Here is a 16867-nt window from a genome sequence, read left to right as displayed (position 1 = left end):
GGAAAAATCTACGCGTCAAACAACGCCCGTTTACGACGCCATTTCCGAAAATGGGCGTGGCGCGGGATCAGCGGTCGACCGCGGCCATCCGTGCTTCGTTGTAGCGCGCCCCGGCGACGACGTTGGCCGGCAACGCCGCGTCGAGTGCGGCGATCTCGTCGACCGACAAGGTAATCGACGCCGCCGCGACGTTTTCCTCCAGATAGGTGCGGCGCTTGGTACCCGGAATCGGTACGATGTCCGCGCCGCGATGCAGTACCCAGGCCAGCGCGATCTGCCCGGGCTTGACGCCCTTGTGTCGCGCGATCTCGGCGACGACCTGCGCGGCGCGCATGTTGGCATCGTAGTTCTCGCCCTGCAGGCGCGGGTCGTCGTGCCGGAAATCGTCCTTCGGGTAATCTTCCGCGCGCCGTGCCGTACCGGTCAGAAAGCCGCGGCCCAGCGGGCTGAACGGCACCAGGCCGATGCCCAGTTCGCGCAGCACGCCGATCAGGCGCGGTTCGAGGTTCCGCTCCCACAGCGAGTACTCGCTCTGCAGGGCGGTGATCGGAAAGGTGGCGTGCGCGCGGCGGATGTTCGCCTCGCCCGCCTCCGACAATCCCAGAAAACGCACCTTGCCTTCGTGCACCAGGTCCGACATCGCGCCCACCGTGTCCTCGATCGGTACGTCCGGATCGATGCGATGCTGATAGAGCAGGTCGATATGGTCCATGCCCAGGCGCCGCAGCGACCCCTCCACGGCCTGCTTCAGATGCTTCGGACGGCTGTTGACGCCCACCATCTTGCCGTCCTCGATCTTCATCCCGAACTTCGTGGCGACGATGACGCGCTCGCGCTGCCCCTTCAGCGCCCGCCCGAGCAGTTCCTCGTTCGTGTAGGGTCCATAGACCTCGGCGGTGTCGAACAGCGTGACACCGAGATCGAGCGCGCGATGAATCGTCGCGATCGCCTCGGCTTCGTCGGCCGGCCCGTACGACTGGCTCATGCCCATGCAGCCGAGGCCGACCGTCGACACCTCCAGACCTTGTTTTCCCAACAGACGCTTTCCCAGCATGTTTTCGACTCCGGATCGCGGTCCGCGCGCGCAGACCTGTGAAAGTGCATGACATCCTCGATCGATTATCCCCGCATCCCGAAAAGGCCGTCGGCGCCCCGGCAGGCGATCAATGCGATAATCCGGCGCGGACGGCACGCCGTCCCGCCGTTCTTTCTCTTCCCGTTTCCCGTTTCACGTCTGCGCCTTCGGGCGCGCCTGCGAATGAAAGATCTCCGCGTTACGCTCGACCGGCGCCACGAATTCGACGACATCATCGATGCGCGCACGCCGCTCGAATTCGCCGAAGACCACCTGCCGGGCGCGATCAATGCGCCGGTGCTCGGCAACGAAGAGCGCGTCGTCATCGGCACGCTCTACCGCGAGTCGCCGTTCGAGGCCACGCGTCTGGGCGCGGCGATGGTCGCGCGCAATATCGCCCGGCACCTCGATACGCTGTTCGCCGACCGCCCGCGCCAGTGGAAACCGCTGATCTACTGCTGGCGCGGCGGCAAGCGTTCGGGCGCGATGACGACCTGGTTCGATCTGATCGGCTGGCGCGCCCGACAGCTCGAAGGCGGCTACAAAACCTACCGAAGCTGGGTGCGCGACACGCTCGCGGCGCAGCCGGCGGCGTTTCGCTACATCGTTCTGACCGGCCACACGGGCAGCGGCAAGACACGCCTGCTGCAGGCGCTGGCGGCGGCGGGCGCGCAGACGCTCGACCTCGAGGATCTCGCCGCGCACCGGGGTTCGCTGCTCGGCGCGCTGCCCACGCGCGCGCAGCCGTCGCAAAAAGGCTTCGACACGGCGCTGGTCAATGCCTTCGCGCGCTTCGACCCGGCGCGGCCCGTTTTCGTCGAAGCGGAAAGCCGCAAGATCGGCAGCATCACCCTGCCGGATACCTTGCTGCACAGCATCCACGGCGGCGACTGCGTGGCGGTGCACGCCGAGCGCGCCTCGCGGATCGCCTTCCTGTTGCAGGACTATCACCACCTGTTCGATGCGCCGGACGCCCTCAAGGGGCAACTCGCCCGTCTGGTCGGGCTGCACAGCAAGGACACGATCGCGCACTGGCATGCCCTGATCGACCAGGGCGCGCGGGCCGCGTTGTTTGACGCGCTGATCGATCAGCATTATGATCCCGCGTACTCGCGCAGCAGCCACGCGCATTTCAGCGCGCGCGGCGCCGCCCTGCCGTTCCGGTTCGAGCCGAATGCACCCGACAGCGTCACGCAGGCGCAGGATCTGCTGGCCGCGCTACGGTATCCGGCGGCCGGCGATCCGGCGGCCGCCGGCTGAGACGTCCCGCCCCGCACTCCCGCCCACCGACACCGCGCCACCGGCCCCAGCGCCCGCACCGCGGTTTATCCAGAAAATATCGTGAAAGCGCGCCTGAGCCCTCCGCAGCCCGTCGCGACCCCCGTCTGGGGCATCGTGGTCTTCTTCGCCCTCGCCGTCGCCGGGCTCTTCTACGTGAAGTGGTCGCCCTATTACCACCGCGCATTCGTCGCGGCCGGTCAGCATGCGATCGGCAATTCGATCCTGATGGGCAAGGCGAGCGCCGCGCCGCCGGCGTCGCTGCAGGCTGCGCTCGACTATGCCTGGGCGTACGGCAAGGCGATCTGGCAGGCAATGGTGCTGGGGCTGCTGCTCGGCTCGGCCGTGCAGGCGCTGCTGCCGCCGCGCTGGATCGCGAAGACGCTCGGGCGCACCGGTTTCGGCAGCGTTGCCGCCGGCGGCATGCTGTCGCTGCCGGGCATGATGTGCACCTGCTGCGCCGCGCCCGTCGTCGTCGGCCTGCGCCAGCAGCGCGCGTCGGCGGGCGGGGCGATCGCCTTCTGGCTGGGCAACACGGTACTGAACCCGGCGACGCTGGTGTTCATGGGTTTCGTGCTTGGCTGGCACTGGACGGCGTTGCGCCTCGTGCTCGGCGTGCTGATGGTGTTCGGCACCGGTTATCTGGTCAGCCGGCTCGCCACGCCGATCGACGCGGTGGCCGCGCGCGCGCAATTGCACACCGCCGTGACCGCGGCCGAGGGCCAGGCCGCCACCGGCGGCACGTTCGCGCGCTGGATGAGGATCCTCGCGCGCATGACGCTGCGCCTGGTGCCGGAATACCTGGTGCTGGTGCTGTTGCTGGGCGCGGCGCGTGCCTGGCTGTTTCCGCATATCGGTCCGGACATCGGCAACGAAGTGCTGTGGATCGCCGCGCTCGCGGTGGCCGGCATGCTGTTCGTGATCCCGACGGCGGGCGAGGTGCCGATCATCCAGGCCATGCTCTCGCTCGGCATGGCGGCAGGTCCCGCAGGGGCGCTGCTGATGACGCTGCCGCCGATCAGCCTGCCGTCGCTGGTCATGGTCGGACGCTCGTTCCCGACCAAGGTGCTGGCGCTCGTCGTCGTCTCGGTGCTCGCCTTCGGGCTGGCGGGCGGTTTCCTGGCGGTGCTGCTGCGGTTCTGAGGCCCGACGGCCGGGCCGCGAGAGCGCGAAAAGCACCGCCGGCCCTGGCTATCGCGCCGGCGGGTTCCGCGACATAATGGCATCCGGCCCCCGGAGACCCGCCATGTACATCCCGCCCGCCTTCGAAGAAGGCAGCCTGCCGCTCCTGCACCAGACCATCCGCCAGGCGCGCATCGCCCAGTTGGTGACGCACGGCGACGCGGGGCTGGACGCCACGCCCCTGCCGCTGCTGCTGGACGCGAGCGAAGGCCCGCACGGCACGCTGTACGGCCACATCGCCCGCGCCAACCCGCTTTGGCGAACCGCGATCGATGGCGCGGCGCTGGCGATCTTCATGGGTCCGGACGCCTATGTATCGCCCTCGTGGTATCCGAGCAAGCAACGCGACGGCAAGGTCGTACCCACATGGAATTACGTCACGGTGCATGCGCATGGTCCGGTCGAATTCTTCGACGACCCCGACCGGCTGCTCGCGGTGGTCACGCGCCTGACCGAACGGCATGAAGCGGAGCGTGCCGCGCCCTGGGCGGTCGCCGACGCACCGGCGGCATTCGTCAGCGCGCACCTGCGCCACATCGTCGGCATCCGCCTGCCGATCGCGCGGCTCGACGGCAAACGCAAGATGAGCCAGAACCGTAGCGCCGAAGACCGCGCGGGCGTGGCCGCCGGACTCGCCGCCAGCGCCGATCCGGCCGACCGGAACACCGCCGCGCAGATGGCTCCCGCCGCTTCGGCCCCGGCTCCCTTCCCGCCCCCGCCGCTTTCCTGAAAGAGATCGTCATGCGCATCCCGCCCATCCGCGTGCCCGCGGTTCTGCGCGAACTTCCCTGGGCCGATGCCAGCCATGCGGCGCTGGTCAGCGCCGCACCCGCCGTCCTGGCCGTGCTGGTCGGCGAGCCGCGCCTCGGCTGGTCCGCGATCGCCGCTTTCTGGGCCTGCTTCGCCGACCCGGGCGGACCGCTCGCGCAGCGGCTGCGCGCGATGTGCTGGGTCGCGGCGGTGGGCGCTTTGTTCTGTTTTCTCGCCAGCGCGTCGAAGGACACGCTGTGGCTGCTGTTGCCGCTGACCTTCGTCTGCTGCACCGCGGCCAGCTTCGCGCAGCTCTGGGGGCCGGCGGCCGCGATCATCGGCACGCTGGTCTCGGCGGGTTTCGTGGTGTCGACCGAACTGCCGACACCGACCCTGGGCGCGAGCGCCGCCTATGCGGCGTTCTTCATCGGCGGCGGACTCTGGTCGATCGTCATGACCGCGCTGGTCTGGCGGCGGCGTCCGTGGCGCCACGCCGCGGCGGCGGTGGCGCAGTGCTATGCCGGCATCGGCGAATACACGGCGGCGATCTGCCTGCTGTACCGGCCGGAGCGCCCCGCGCAGCCCGGCGCGCGCGCGCGCTGGCACGAAGTCAGCACCGCGCACCGCAAGGCATTGCGCGCGCAGATCGAAACCGCGCGGCAGCGCGTGTCCGAAGTGCTGGGCAGCCGGCCCTCGCGGATGCGCCGCGGACAGCAGTTGCTGGCGCTGCTCGACGCCGCCGAACGCGCGTTCGTCGTGCTGGTCGCGCTGGCGGATACGATGGCGTCGCTGAGCGCCGCGGATCACCCCGCGACCGCCGACGCCGCCGATGCCCTCGCGCGCCGCACCAATGCCGACGTACTGCGCGTGATGCGCCGTTTCGCGCACGGCTGCCGGGTCACCTCGCAGATTTCGAACGTGGCGGCCCCGGCGCAGCGACAGGCCCTGCAGAATGCGCTCGCACGCACCGAGCAGGCGGTGCGGCAGGCACACGCGCGTACGTCGGCGCCGGACAACCCCACCGCCGCGACGCTGCTGCCACTGCTCGATCGCCTGTTCAGCGCCGGTACCGACGCCGTCTCGGCCCTGCTCAGCGATGCGCCCGAGACCGTCGAGCACGGCGCCGCCGCCACGCCCACGCAGACGACGTCCGCGCCGCCGGGGCCCTCCGCACTGAGCCATCTGCGGCGCAATCTGGATCTGCGTTCCAGCATCACGCGGCACGCGATCCGCGTCGGCGTCGCGGCCACGGTCTCGGTGGCGCTGTGCAAGTGGTGGCACATCAATCACGGCTACTGGATGTCGCTGACGGTGGTTTTCATCCTGCAGCCCTATCTCGCGTCCACCTGGCAGCGCACCGCCGAGCGCATCGTCGGCAGCGTGGCGGGCGCGATCGGCGCCTCGCTGATCGGCATCCTGCTGCCCTCGCCGCTGGCGGTCGCCGTGGCCGTGGTACCGATCGCGCTGGGCACCTTTCTGGGCCGCACGGTCCATTACGCGGTCTTCACCTTTTTCCTGACCCTGCAATTCGTGCTGGTGGCCGAGATCCAGCAGCCCGCCGCGCATGAATTCACGCTCGCCGCGCTGCGTGGCATGAACAGCATCTACGGCGGCGTGCTGGGCCTGCTGATCGGCATGCTGCTGTGGCCGGAACGGGCGAACGAACGGCTCGCCGCCGTGCTGTCGGAAGCGGTCGAGCGCCATGCCCGTTACGTGCTGGCGGTGTTGCGGGCGACGCAGGCGGGCGACGCCCCCGGCGTGGCGCCGGGCACCTTGCGCCGGGAAGCCTGCCTGTCGGCGGACAACGCGCAGGTCGTCCTGCACAGCCTGATGCGCAGTCCCCTGCATCGTCAGGCACGCGCGCATGCGGTGGGCGATCTGATCGCCGCGCTGCGCGGCATGACCGCCGCGGCGACGGTGCTGGAGTTGCAGCCGCTGACATCCGCCGACGACCGCGAGGCCGCGCCGCGCGGCAAGCCCGAGGGCCCGGCGGACGGTACGCTGAACGCCGCACCGGACGATGCACCGGACGACGAACGGCGCGGCGCGGCGGCGGTGAAACGCTACGCCGACCGCCTCGACGCGGCGCTGCGCCATGTCGTCGTGCGCATTCGCCAGGACGCCGCGCGCGACGCCGTGCCGACGTCGGGCGGCGGGGACGCCCCTTTGCCCTCCCCCGAGGAACCGTCCCCGCAGTGGCTGCGCCCCGCCGATCCGCGTTTCCTGGCCTTGCAGCGCATCGCCGCGCTCGGGCAGGCCATCGGCCGCTTCCCCGATCGCGCGCAACTCGCCACCCGGTCCTGAGTCGCCACCGGCGCCGGACCGCCGGACCGCCGGACCGCCGGACCGCCGGATCGCCGGATCGCCGGACCGCGGTCTGTCGCACGAAAGAGACAGGAAAGCGGCACGAAACGTGCGCGATGGCGCCACGCGGATCGCGTGTGCGTCATCCCCGGCATGGGCCGCGAAATGAACAGGCTGGCGAAGGCTATACTGCCACGACGCTTTTCCAAAACTACAGGCATTCCCCATGGACTACAGTGCATTCACCGAAATACTCGCGCGCGAGGGATTCTCCGAGGTCGTGCTGGTCGAACGGCAGGCCGACGGACATCTCGACTCCCATGCACACCCGTTCGAGGCCAAGGCCCTCGTGCTCGAGGGCGACTTGCGCATTCGCGAGGAAAACGCCGAGACGCGGACCTATCTGACCGGCGAGGTCTTTCACCTCCCGGCCAACCGGGCGCACGAAGAGTGGTACGGCGCGAGCGGCGTGCGCTACCTGGTCGGCAGGAAATAGCGGCGCGCCCGCGCGGGCGCGAGGATCAGTGCAGGATGTCCTGCAGCCGATAATAGGCGCCGATCAGCGGCAGGAAATACTGCCGCCCGGCCTGCAGCGGAATTTCCCGCCATGCCATGCCCACCCATGGCGCCACGTCTTCCAGATCCCGCGCCTTTCCAGCGATCAGCGTCGCCATCACCTGCCCCATATGCGTGGCCATGTGGGTCCCGTGTCCGCTATACCCCATCGAGTAGTACAGGCCGTCGTGCACGCCGGCACGCGGCAGCCGGTCGACCGTCACGTCGATCAGGCCGCCCCAGCAATAATCGATCGCGACATCGCGCAGCGCCGGAAACGTCTGGCCGAGCGTTTCGCGCAGGATGCGCCCGCTTTTCTCGTCGCTCTTCGGATTGGACATCGCGAACTGCGCGCGGCCGCCGAAGATCAGCCGGTTGTCCGGCGTCGTCCGAAAATAATTGCCGATGTTCTTGGTGGTCACGTACGCGCGCCGGTGCGGCAACAGCGCATCGAGCACCGGCTGGTCGATCGGCGCGGTCGCCAGCACGAAGCTGCCCACCGGCGCCATGCGCCGCTCGAAGAATTTGAACGGCCCCATCTGCGAACTGCCGGTGGCAACCAGCACCTTGTCCGCACGGATGACGCCGCGCGTCGACGTTACTTCGTACGCGTCGCCTTGCAGGCGTTTCAGGCCGGTCACCGCGGCGTGCTCGTAGATCCGCGCGCCGCGCCGCGCCGCCGCTTCCGCCATGCCGACGCCGAAGCGTCCCATATGCATCTGCGCGCCGCGCGTCGACAATAGACCGCCGTGGTAGCGGTCGCTGCCCACTTCGTCGCGGATCCGCTCCGGCGCCACCAGCGCGACATCCTGATCCACATGCTTCGCCAGAATCTCGTAGGCGCGTGCCAGCTTCGCGAAATGTTCGGGCTTGGCGGCCAGCTTCAGCTTGCCGGGACGCATGAAATCGCAATCGATCCCCTCCTCGGCGATCAATGCCTCCACCGTATCGACCGCCTGCACGAAGGACTGGTAGAACGCGCGGGCGCGCGCCAGGCCGAACTGCGCCATCAACGCACCGAAATCCTGCGCCGTGCCGGTATTGCAGTGCCCGCCATTGCGTCCCGATGCCTGGCCCACCACGCGATCGGCATCGAGCACCACCACCGAGGCACCCGTGCGCGCCAGCGTCAGCGCGGCCGACAGGCCGGTGAAACCGGCACCGATGACGACCACGTCCGCGCGGCCCTCGACCGGCCCCGGGTTGCCACCGCCGAAGACCGGCGCGCTATCGAGCCAATACGGCTGGAGTTTCATGATTGGACTCTCGATCGGACGGTTTCGGCGCTATCGACATCGGCCTGCGCCAGTTGCGGGTACTGACGCAGCACCTCGCGATACAGATCATCCACCACCGCCGCGCCCGGCGCCAGCGTCCCCGCGGCCTCGCGCGCATCCAGCGCGTCGAAGATCCTGTGCTTGAGGAAGTGCCGCCATACCACCGGGGACCCGGCGAGGATCGTCGTCAGCACCTGGTAGCGCTCGCGCGTCCATTTCGCTTCATACGCGTCGCGTTCCGCGCCGTACGCGAAATGCGGCAGCGTCTCGCGCTCGGCGGCCTGCTTCATCCGCGCGCGCAGCGTCGCGGTTTCGGCCTCATTCACACCGTCCGCGCCGAGCACCACGCCGTACAGCACGCGCGCCTGTTCGAGCGTCACATAGCCGCGACGCACGTCCTCGACGACCTTGCCGGTTTCCCGTTCGTGCGGATGCCCGTAGCCCCCGCCGCCGCAGCCTTCGAGCCGCACCGTGTCGCCCGGATCGCAGATCACCAGATCGGTCACGCCCAGGTTCTCCTCCTTGTCGGTGCCGGCGTTGCGGGTAAAGCGCGACACTGCCCCGGCCTTGCCGCCCAGCACGCCCCAGGACGCGAAGCGCGAGCGGTCGCGGTTGCGTGCCGTCACGAGCGTGCCCGGCGAGAACACGCGGAATTCCATGACCGTGCCCAGGCCGCCACGGTACTTGCCCGCGCCGGCGCTGCCCGGCACCACGCCGTACTGAGTGATGCGGATCGGCACCTCCGCCTCGTTGATCTCGACCGGCGTATTGCGCAGGAAGGCCACGTTCGCGCCGGACGCGTCGGAACCGTCCGCCGACGCCATGCCGCCCGCGCCGCCGCCCACCGGGCCGATCGAGGCGATGATGCTGCGCCCCCCGCGGTCCACGGTCCTGACGTTGAGGATCGACATGCCGCCCGCCGGGCAGGCCGGGAGACGATCCGGGCAGGCCATCGAGAACGCGCCGAACGTGACGTACTGCGCGACCTTCGCCGTCAGGCTGCGCATGCCCACCGCCGCGGGCGGCACGCAGTTCATGATCGTACCCTCCGGCAGGATGCAGCGCGCGACCTGCAGCATGCCGGCATTCAACAGCAGGTCCGGGTTCAGCGAGTAAAGGATGTAGTTCAGGCCGACCAGCGCCAGCACGTGCCGCTCCCTGCCGCCGGTGGGCATGTTCAGCGACGAATTGAGCTGCGGATCGCTGCCGGTGAAATCGAAAACCAGCGAGTCGTCGTCGATCTTCAGGGTCAGCGCCACGCGCAGCGGCTTGCCGTTGACCGAATCCTCGTCCGCGTATTCGGCGAAGAAGTATTCGCCGTCGGGCATGCCGCGCACGATGGTGCGCGCCTGCTCTTCCGAGTATTCGAGCAGCGCGTCCATGCCGGCCTTGAACTGCGCGACGCCGAAGCGCTCGATGATTTCGAGAACGCGGCGCTCGCCGGTCATCAACATCGCGATCTGCGCCTTCAGATCGCCCCGGTTCTGCTCGGGCGCGCGCACGTTGATCGCCATGTGTTCCAGCAGCGCCTCGTCGAGCACGCCCGCGCGCACGATTTTCGTCGGCGCGAAACGGATGCCTTCCTGGTAGATCTCGGTCAGCGTGCGCGACAGCGAGGCCGGCACCGCGCCGCCCATGTCGGTGTTGTGGATGTGGCCGCCCACGTAGCAGACGATCTCGCCCCCATGGAACACCGGCTTCCACATCACCACATCGGGCGTGTGCGTGGCCACGTAACCGCTATACGCGTCGTTGGTCATGCAGATGTCGCCTGGCGCGTAGTCGTCGATCATGTCGATGACCGCGCCGAAGTCGAGTCCCGGGTACCAGGTCGCGCCCAGCGTCTTCGGCGAGGCGAAGGTCAGCCCGCGCGCGTTCATCAGCGTGCAGGAAAAGTCCTCGGTTTCCTTGACGAAGGCCGAGTGCGCGGTGCGTACCAACGTGTAGGCCATGCTCTCGGCGGCGGCCACGCAGTAATTCGCGAAGATCTGCAATACGGTTCGATCGAAAGTCATCTGGCTTTCCTGAAATCGCGCATCGATCATTCGGCGGCGGCCTGCACGGCTTCGAGCAGAAGATTGCCGTAGCGGTCGACGACGCCGTCGAAACCGGGCAGCACGCAGGTGGTGGTGTCGTCCTGCGCGACGATCGCCGGTCCGGAAAAACGGTGTCCGGCCAGCAGCGCGGCGCGCCGATACAACGGCACCTCGCGCCATGCGCCGTCGAGAAAGGACCGCACCATCGATTCCGCCTGCGGAGCGCCCACGCCCTGCGCGATCGCCGGCAGTTCCGGCTTGGGCGTGACCGACGTGATCACCAGCCGCAGCGACACGATCTGGATCGCGGACGTGCCGTCGCTGTGCCCGAACAGGCGCTCGTGCTCGCGATGAAAGGCCGCGCCGATCGCCGCGATGTCGCCGGTCTTGATCGCCTCGACCGACAAGGGCGTATCGATCTCGAAGGACTGCCCGCGGTACCGCATGTCCGCCGATACCACCCGTTCGGCGTTCGCGTCGGAGCCCGTTTCCTGGATGATCCAGGCGCGCGCGTCGGCGTCGAGGATGTCCAGATCGCACGCCAGACGATCGAGCGCGGCGCTGTCCAGTGGATAATACGTGGTGCGTACGAAATCGTTCTTGGTGTCCGCGATCAGTCCGCCCAGCGCGCTGAGCACGCCCGGCGTCGTCGGGATCAGTAGCCGGTGCATGTTCAGCGCGCGCGCGAGAAAGCACCCGAGCATCGGGCCCGCGCCGCCGAAGGGCATGAGCGAGAAAGTGCGCGGATCGATGCCGAAACGCGAGCTCAGCCGGCTGACCCCCGCGTACATGCCGGAGATGGACACATCGACGATCGCCGTCGCGGTCTTGTAGACGTCCAGTCCGAGTTGCCGCGCGAGCGGTTCGATCGCGCGCCGCGACGCTTCGGCGTCCACCTGCACCGCGTCGTACCCGAGCGCCGCGCGGCCCAGCACGCCGATCACGGCGAAGGCGTCGGTGATCGTCGGCCGGGTCCCGCCCCGGCCGTAGCAGACCGGCCCCGGGTTCGAGCCGGCGCTTTCCGGGCCGACCTTCAGCACGCCGAAGTCGTCGACCCAGGCGATCGACCCGCCGCCGTCGCCGATCGACGACACCGACACCGACGGGATGTGGATCTGGAAGTCGCCGATGTATTCGCCGCTCGCGTATTGCGGCTTGCCGTCGATGATCAGCGCGACGTCGGCGGTGGTGCCGCCGATGTCGAGACTCATGCAGTGGGAGATCTCCGACATCTGCGCCAGATACGCCGCGCCGATCACGCCCGAGGCCGTACCCGAGAGAATCATCTGCACGCAGTTGTGCTTGCCGTTCTCGGCGCGCATCACCCCGCCGTTCGACTTCGTGACCTTCAGGTCCGCCGTCACGCCGCTTTTCGCGAGCGCGCCCTGCAACTGCGTCAGGTAATGCGAGACGATCGGTTGCACATAGCCGCCGATCGTCGCCGTGACGGTGCGCTCGTATTCTCGGATGATCGGCCAGATCTCGTGCGAGCAGGACACGAACAGGCCGGGCACCGCGCGTTCGATGATCGCTTTCACCTGCTGCTCGTGGACCGGGTTGCGGTACGAATGCAGCAGCGACACCACCACGCCCTCGCAGCCCTCCGCCTGCATGCCGCGCACCGCGTCGAGCACGCTGGCCGCGTCGACCGGCGTCTCCTCGGTGCCGTCGGCCGCCAGCCGTTCGACGACGCCGAACACGCGGTCGCGCGGGACCAGCGGCGGCGGCCGGTTCGACATCAGGTGGTACATGTCGGGAATCTTCAACCGGGCGATGTCGAGCACGTCCTCGAAATTCTTCGTGGTCACCAGACCGAGCTTCAGGCCCTTGCGCTGCACCACCGCGTTCACGCCGACGGTCGTGCCGTGCGTGAAATACACGACGTCGTGTGGATCGATGCCGTAATGCGCCTTCAGGCCCTGCATGCCGTCGATCACCTCGCTGCCCGGGCTGTCCGGACGCGAGAAGACCTTCAGGGTAAGGATCGTGCGCGTGTCGTCGTCGAGTACGGCGAAATCGGTGAACGAGCCGCCGATGTCGACTCCAATTCTCAAGCCCATTGCTTGTCCTTCCGACGTCGGCCTCGGCCGCCACCGCGCCGCGCCGGTCGATCATTCACAAACCGAAAGATTCGTGCCACAATGCGGCACGCCATTCCATATTTACTCGATGCGAAAGTAGCACGTGAATTTTCACGCCGCAAGTGAGGAAATTCGCATGTCGTGGAACGCACTCAGGCAGAAGCATGCAGCCCCCGGATACGCCACCGCGCACCTCCGTCGACATACCAACCCGGGAACAAGCCCGAGATGACGCAGAGTCCGCGCAGGCATCGCGCATCGCGGTCATCTGGAGAAGGGGACATTGAAAAGTCTTTTGAAAAGCCTCGAAGTGCTCGAGGCCGTCGCGCAACACCAGCCGGTCGCCGTCGGCGTGCTGTCGCGCCTGCTGGGCATGCCGAAATCGAGCGTGCAGCGCGTGCTGCTGACCTTCCACGAAGCAGGATGGCTGCGTCAGACGAAAGGCGACATCACCCGCTGGGAAGTCAGCGCGCGCATCCTCGGCATCCGTCCCACCGCCCTGCACGGCAATGCGCTCTATGCCGCGGCGCGCGAGCCCATGCGGCGCCTGCGCGACGCCACCGGCGAAACGGTGCACCTGTCGATTCCGGACAGCACGAATTCCGTCGTCCTGATCGATCGCGTGGACTGTCACAACAATGTCCGGACCTACAGCCCGATCGGCGATGTCTCGCCCTATCACGCGACGGCCAACGGGCTCGCCGTGCTGGCCTATCTGCCGCAGGGGGAGATCGATGAAATCCTCGCACGCGATCTGTCGAAATTCACCGACACCACGCTCAGCGAGGCGGCGGCGGTACGCGAGGAATTGACGCGGATTCGCGAACGCGGCTATTCATTGAACCTGTCGCAATATCGACCGGCGGTTTGCGCGATCGGCGCGCCGATTCTCGATTCGAACACGCTGCCGGTCGGCAGCATCTGCATCTCGATGCCGGAGTCGCGCTACGACCCCGCGCGGCAGGAGGAATGGGGAACGGCGGTGCGCCAGGCCGCCCGCGAGATCGGCGCGAGTCAGAACGACAGCGCCTGACGTTCTCTTACGTGGCGCGCACCGTCGATGCGAGCAGCGTTTCGATATGCACCGGCAGGTCGCGCACCCGCACGCCCGTGGCGTGATGCACCGCCGACGTCATCGCGGCCGCGAATCCCGCCAAACCGATCTCGCCGATGCCCCGCGCCCCCAGCTCATTGAGCGCGAAATCCGGATGGTCGAGGAACGTCACGTCGATGTCCGGCGTATCGGCATTGCTCGAGACGATGTAGTCCGCGAGATTGCTGTTGATCGGCGCGCCGTTGCGTGGGTCGTACTGGGTGCGCTCGAACAGCGCCATACCCACGCCCATCATGATCGCGCCCTCGATCTGGTTCGCGCCGGTGCGGGTGTTGATGACCTTGCCGCCGTCGATGACGGTGACCACGCGCTTGACCCGTAGACGGGCGATCGCCGGCTGCCAGCTCACCTCGACGAAATGCGCGCCGTACGAGTGGATCGACAGCTTCTTCGCATCCGGATCCGAATCGCTCGCGCCGGACTTGCCCATGCCGGTCACGTGATTGAAACGCGCCGCGCGCAACACGTCCTCGAACGGCATGCCGCTGGCCGCGGCCTGCGCCTTCAGGTGCACCCGGCCATCGGTCAGCGCCAGCATGTCGGGCTTCGTGTCCATGAAGGGCGTGCCTTGGGCGGTACTGGCCACCGTCAGCATCTGCTTCACGGCATCGCGCGCCGCCTCGGACACCGCCGGCACCAGCGACGCGGTCGCCATCGAACCGCCCGACATCGGGCCCGGCGGCAAGCGTGTATCGCCGATCGACACGACCACCTTGGACAGCGGCACCCCCGCCTGCTTCGCCGCCATCTGCGCCAGCACCGTGTAGGTGCCGGTACCGATATCCTGGGTGCCGCTCGACACCCGCAGGGTGCCGTCGGTGTTGAATTCGACTGCCGCCTGCGCCGGCACCCGCGAGGCCTTCCACGAGCAGGACGCGACGCCCCACCCCAGCACCTCGCCATCCTTTTGCATCGATCCCACGCGCGGATCGCGCTTCGACCAGCCAAACTTGTCCGCGCCCACCTGCAAGGCCTCGACCAGATGACGCGACGAAAACGGCACGTTCAGGCTTTCGTCGATTTTCGGCTCGTTGCGCACGCGCAATTCGACCGGGTCCATTTTCAGCAGTATCGCCAGTTCGTCCATCGCCGATTCCGTCGCGAACAGACCCGGCACCGCGCCCGGGCCGCGCATCGAGGTATCCGGCGCGATATTGCGGCGCGCGCTGGCCGAGGTGACCTTCAGGTTCGACGTGCTGTACAGATAAGGCGTGGCTTCGCCGCAATCTTCCTTGCGCTTGTCCAGGATCGGCGCGTGGGAGATATAGTCCTGCTGCAACGACATCAGCTTCCCGTCCGCGGTGGCGCTCACGCGCATGCGCTGCTGCGTGTTCGGACGATGGCCCACGGTCTGGAACATCATCTGGCGGCTGACCACCAGCTTGATCGGGCGCTTGAGCTTGCGCGCGGCGCCCGCCGCGAGAATCGAATGGGTCCACGGCCAGAGCTTGCCGCCGAAACCGCCACCCAGGTATTCCGTGACGATGCGCACCTGTTCGTCGTCCACGCCCAGCATCTGCGCCATCGCCGAACGGTGATTCATGATGGCCTGGGTGGATTCGTACAGCGTGAAGCGCCCCTCGTCGAAGGTCGCGACGCTCGCGTGCAGTTCGATCGGATTGTGCGTTTCCACCGGCGTGGTGTACGTGGCATCCAGCCGCACCGGCGCCGCCGCGAAGGCAGCCTCGGTATCGCCGCGTTCGCTCTCGACCTCGGGCTTCGCGTCGGGCGACATCTGCATCGCCACGTTCGGCGTTTCCTCGCGATACGTCGCCTGCACGGCGGCGGCCGCGGCGCTGGCCTGCTCGAAGGTGTCCGCCACCACCAGCGCGATGTACTGCCCGTAATAGCGAATCGTATTGTCGTCGAGCGGCGGACGCGTCTCGTCGATCTTGATCTTGGTCGCCTTGTTGACACGGTAAAAGCGCCCGATGTTCTCGTGCGTCAGCACCGCGCGCACGCCCGGCATTTTCCCGGCATCCGCCGTGTTGAGGCCGGTCAACGTGCCCTTGGCGATCGTCGACGCCACCGGCACCGCGATCAGCATGCCCGGCAGGCGGCGGTCCGACGTATAGTGCGCGCCGCCGCTGCATTTCAGCGGGCCGTCCACGCGCGAGTGCGCGCCGCCGATGACGGCGTTCACATCCTGGTCGGGATTTTTCATGGTTCGTGTTCTCTGCTTGTCTATGGGGGGGAGCGCGCGCGGCGCTCAGGCCGTCACGGTGCGCAGCGCCTGCATCAGGCAGCGCTTCGCGAGCTCGACCTTGAAACCGTTTTCGCTCTGCGGACGCGCGCCCGCCAGCGCGGCATCGGCCGCGGCCGTGAAACTCGCTTCGTCCGGCGCGGCGCCCACGAGCGCGCGTTCGGCCGCCGTCGAGCGCCATGGCTTCGCGCCCACACCGCCCAGCGCGACGCGCGCGTGCCGGATCCGGCCCCCTTCCACCGCAACGACCACCGCCGCCGACGACAACGCGAACTCGTACGACGCCCGGTCGCGCAGCTTCAGATAGGTCGAACGCGCGCCCGTCACCGGTGCCGGCAGCACCACGTGCGTGATCAGGTCGCCGGGCTGCAACACGGTTTCCCGCTCCGGCGTATTGCCCGGCAGCAGATAGAAGTCGTCGATCGCAATCTGTTTTTCGCCGCCGGTACCCTGGATCACGATGGTCGCGCCCAGTGCGGTCAAGGCGACGTTCATGTCGGACGGATTGGACGCGATGCAGTGATCGCTCGTGCCGAGGATCGCCAGCATCCGGTTCGCCCCGCCGATCGCCGCGCAGCCCGACCCCGGCTGACGCTTGTTGCACGCCATCGCCGTATCGCGGAAATACATGCAGCGGGTACGCTGCAGCAGATTGCCGCTGGTCGTCGCCATGTTGCGCAATTGCGCCGACGCGCCCGACAGCAGCGCCAGCGACAGCACCGGATAGTCGTGCTTGACCGTCTTGTCCTGGGCGAGGTCGGCGTTGCGCACCAGCGCGCCGATGCGCAGCGTGCCGTCCGCGTGGCGCTCGATCTTGTCGAAGCCCAGCCGGTTGATGTCCACGACCTGCGTGGGTTGCTCGACGTCGAGCTTCATCAGATCGGTCAGCGTCGTGCCGCCGGCCATGAAACGCACCTTCGCGCCCTGCTGGGCGGTGGGCGAGGCGGCCGCCGCCGCGATCGCCTGGGCGGGGTCGGAAGCACGCATGTATTGAAAAGTCTGCATGTCGGTC

The 16867-nt window shown here is 68.1% G+C and carries 12 protein-coding genes; 6 read left to right on the top strand and 6 right to left on the bottom strand.

The window, feature by feature from the left end:
* Positions 1-67: 67 nt before the first annotated feature.
* The gene (locus OVY01_RS08430) at positions 68-1054 is read right to left on the bottom strand and encodes an aldo/keto reductase (protein ID WP_267847011.1); all 987 of its coding nucleotides are present in this window, start codon (positions 1052-1054) and stop codon (positions 68-70) included.
* Positions 1055-1258: 204 nt separating this feature from the next.
* Between OVY01_RS08430 and mnmH the strand changes: the two genes are divergently transcribed.
* The 5 genes from mnmH (at position 1259) to OVY01_RS08405 (ending at position 7085) form a co-directional block, all read left to right on the top strand.
* The gene (gene mnmH, locus OVY01_RS08425; RefSeq protein WP_267847010.1) at positions 1259-2335 is read left to right on the top strand and encodes a tRNA 2-selenouridine(34) synthase MnmH; all 1077 of its coding nucleotides are present in this window, start codon (positions 1259-1261) and stop codon (positions 2333-2335) included.
* A 93-nt stretch (positions 2336-2428) separates the two neighbouring features.
* On the top strand, positions 2429-3496 hold the full coding sequence (locus OVY01_RS08420; protein ID WP_267847716.1) for a permease: 1068 nt from the start codon (positions 2429-2431) through the stop codon (positions 3494-3496).
* A gap of 103 nt (positions 3497-3599) precedes the next feature.
* Positions 3600-4265, top strand: coding sequence for an FMN-binding negative transcriptional regulator (locus OVY01_RS08415; protein ID WP_267847009.1), 666 nt, complete (start codon positions 3600-3602; stop codon positions 4263-4265).
* A gap of 11 nt (positions 4266-4276) precedes the next feature.
* Positions 4277-6589 carry an FUSC family protein gene (locus OVY01_RS08410; RefSeq protein ID WP_267847008.1) on the top strand — a complete coding sequence of 771 codons (2313 nt, stop codon included), beginning with the start codon at positions 4277-4279 and terminating at the stop codon, positions 6587-6589.
* Positions 6590-6815: 226 nt separating this feature from the next.
* Positions 6816-7085, top strand: a complete 270-nt coding sequence (locus tag OVY01_RS08405; RefSeq protein ID WP_267847007.1) for a cupin domain-containing protein — start codon at positions 6816-6818, stop codon at positions 7083-7085.
* A 25-nt stretch (positions 7086-7110) separates the two neighbouring features.
* On the opposite strand, the gene OVY01_RS08400 is transcribed toward OVY01_RS08405, so the two are convergent.
* Genes OVY01_RS08400 through OVY01_RS08390 form a run of 3 tightly spaced genes read right to left on the bottom strand, consistent with a single transcriptional unit; the run spans position 7111 to position 12517 of the window.
* Positions 7111-8400, bottom strand: coding sequence for an NAD(P)/FAD-dependent oxidoreductase (locus tag OVY01_RS08400; RefSeq protein ID WP_267847006.1), 1290 nt, complete (start codon positions 8398-8400; stop codon positions 7111-7113).
* Complete coding sequence (locus OVY01_RS08395; protein WP_267847005.1) at positions 8397-10436, bottom strand: hydantoinase B/oxoprolinase family protein; 2040 nt, start codon at positions 10434-10436, stop codon at positions 8397-8399. The genes OVY01_RS08400 and OVY01_RS08395 overlap by 4 nt, the downstream gene beginning before the upstream one ends.
* Positions 10437-10462: 26 nt before the next feature.
* Positions 10463-12517 carry a hydantoinase/oxoprolinase family protein gene (locus OVY01_RS08390; protein WP_267847004.1) on the bottom strand — a complete coding sequence of 685 codons (2055 nt, stop codon included), beginning with the start codon at positions 12515-12517 and terminating at the stop codon, positions 10463-10465.
* 304 nt (positions 12518-12821) lie between these two features.
* Here OVY01_RS08390 and OVY01_RS08385 point away from each other — a divergent pair, with 304 nt between their 5' ends.
* Positions 12822-13571, top strand: a complete 750-nt coding sequence (locus OVY01_RS08385) for an IclR family transcriptional regulator (protein ID WP_267847003.1) — start codon at positions 12822-12824, stop codon at positions 13569-13571.
* A 7-nt stretch (positions 13572-13578) separates the two neighbouring features.
* Here the strand turns inward: OVY01_RS08385 and OVY01_RS08380 are convergent, their stop codons facing one another.
* Together OVY01_RS08380 and OVY01_RS08375 are read right to left on the bottom strand one after the other, a co-directional pair.
* Positions 13579-15816: a xanthine dehydrogenase family protein molybdopterin-binding subunit gene (locus tag OVY01_RS08380; RefSeq protein WP_267847002.1), complete on the bottom strand. Its 2238-nt coding sequence runs from the start codon at positions 15814-15816 to the stop codon at positions 13579-13581.
* Positions 15817-15861: 45 nt separating this feature from the next.
* Positions 15862-16860: an FAD binding domain-containing protein gene (locus tag OVY01_RS08375; protein ID WP_267847001.1), complete on the bottom strand. Its 999-nt coding sequence runs from the start codon at positions 16858-16860 to the stop codon at positions 15862-15864.
* Between the last annotated feature and the right edge of the window lie 7 nt (positions 16861-16867).

The sequence above is a fragment of the Robbsia betulipollinis genome (genome assembly GCF_026624755.1).
Classification (GTDB): domain Bacteria; phylum Pseudomonadota; class Gammaproteobacteria; order Burkholderiales; family Burkholderiaceae; genus Robbsia; species Robbsia betulipollinis.
Note: the sequence above shows the minus strand (reverse complement) of the source record. Positions and strands in the feature narration are given on the sequence as shown.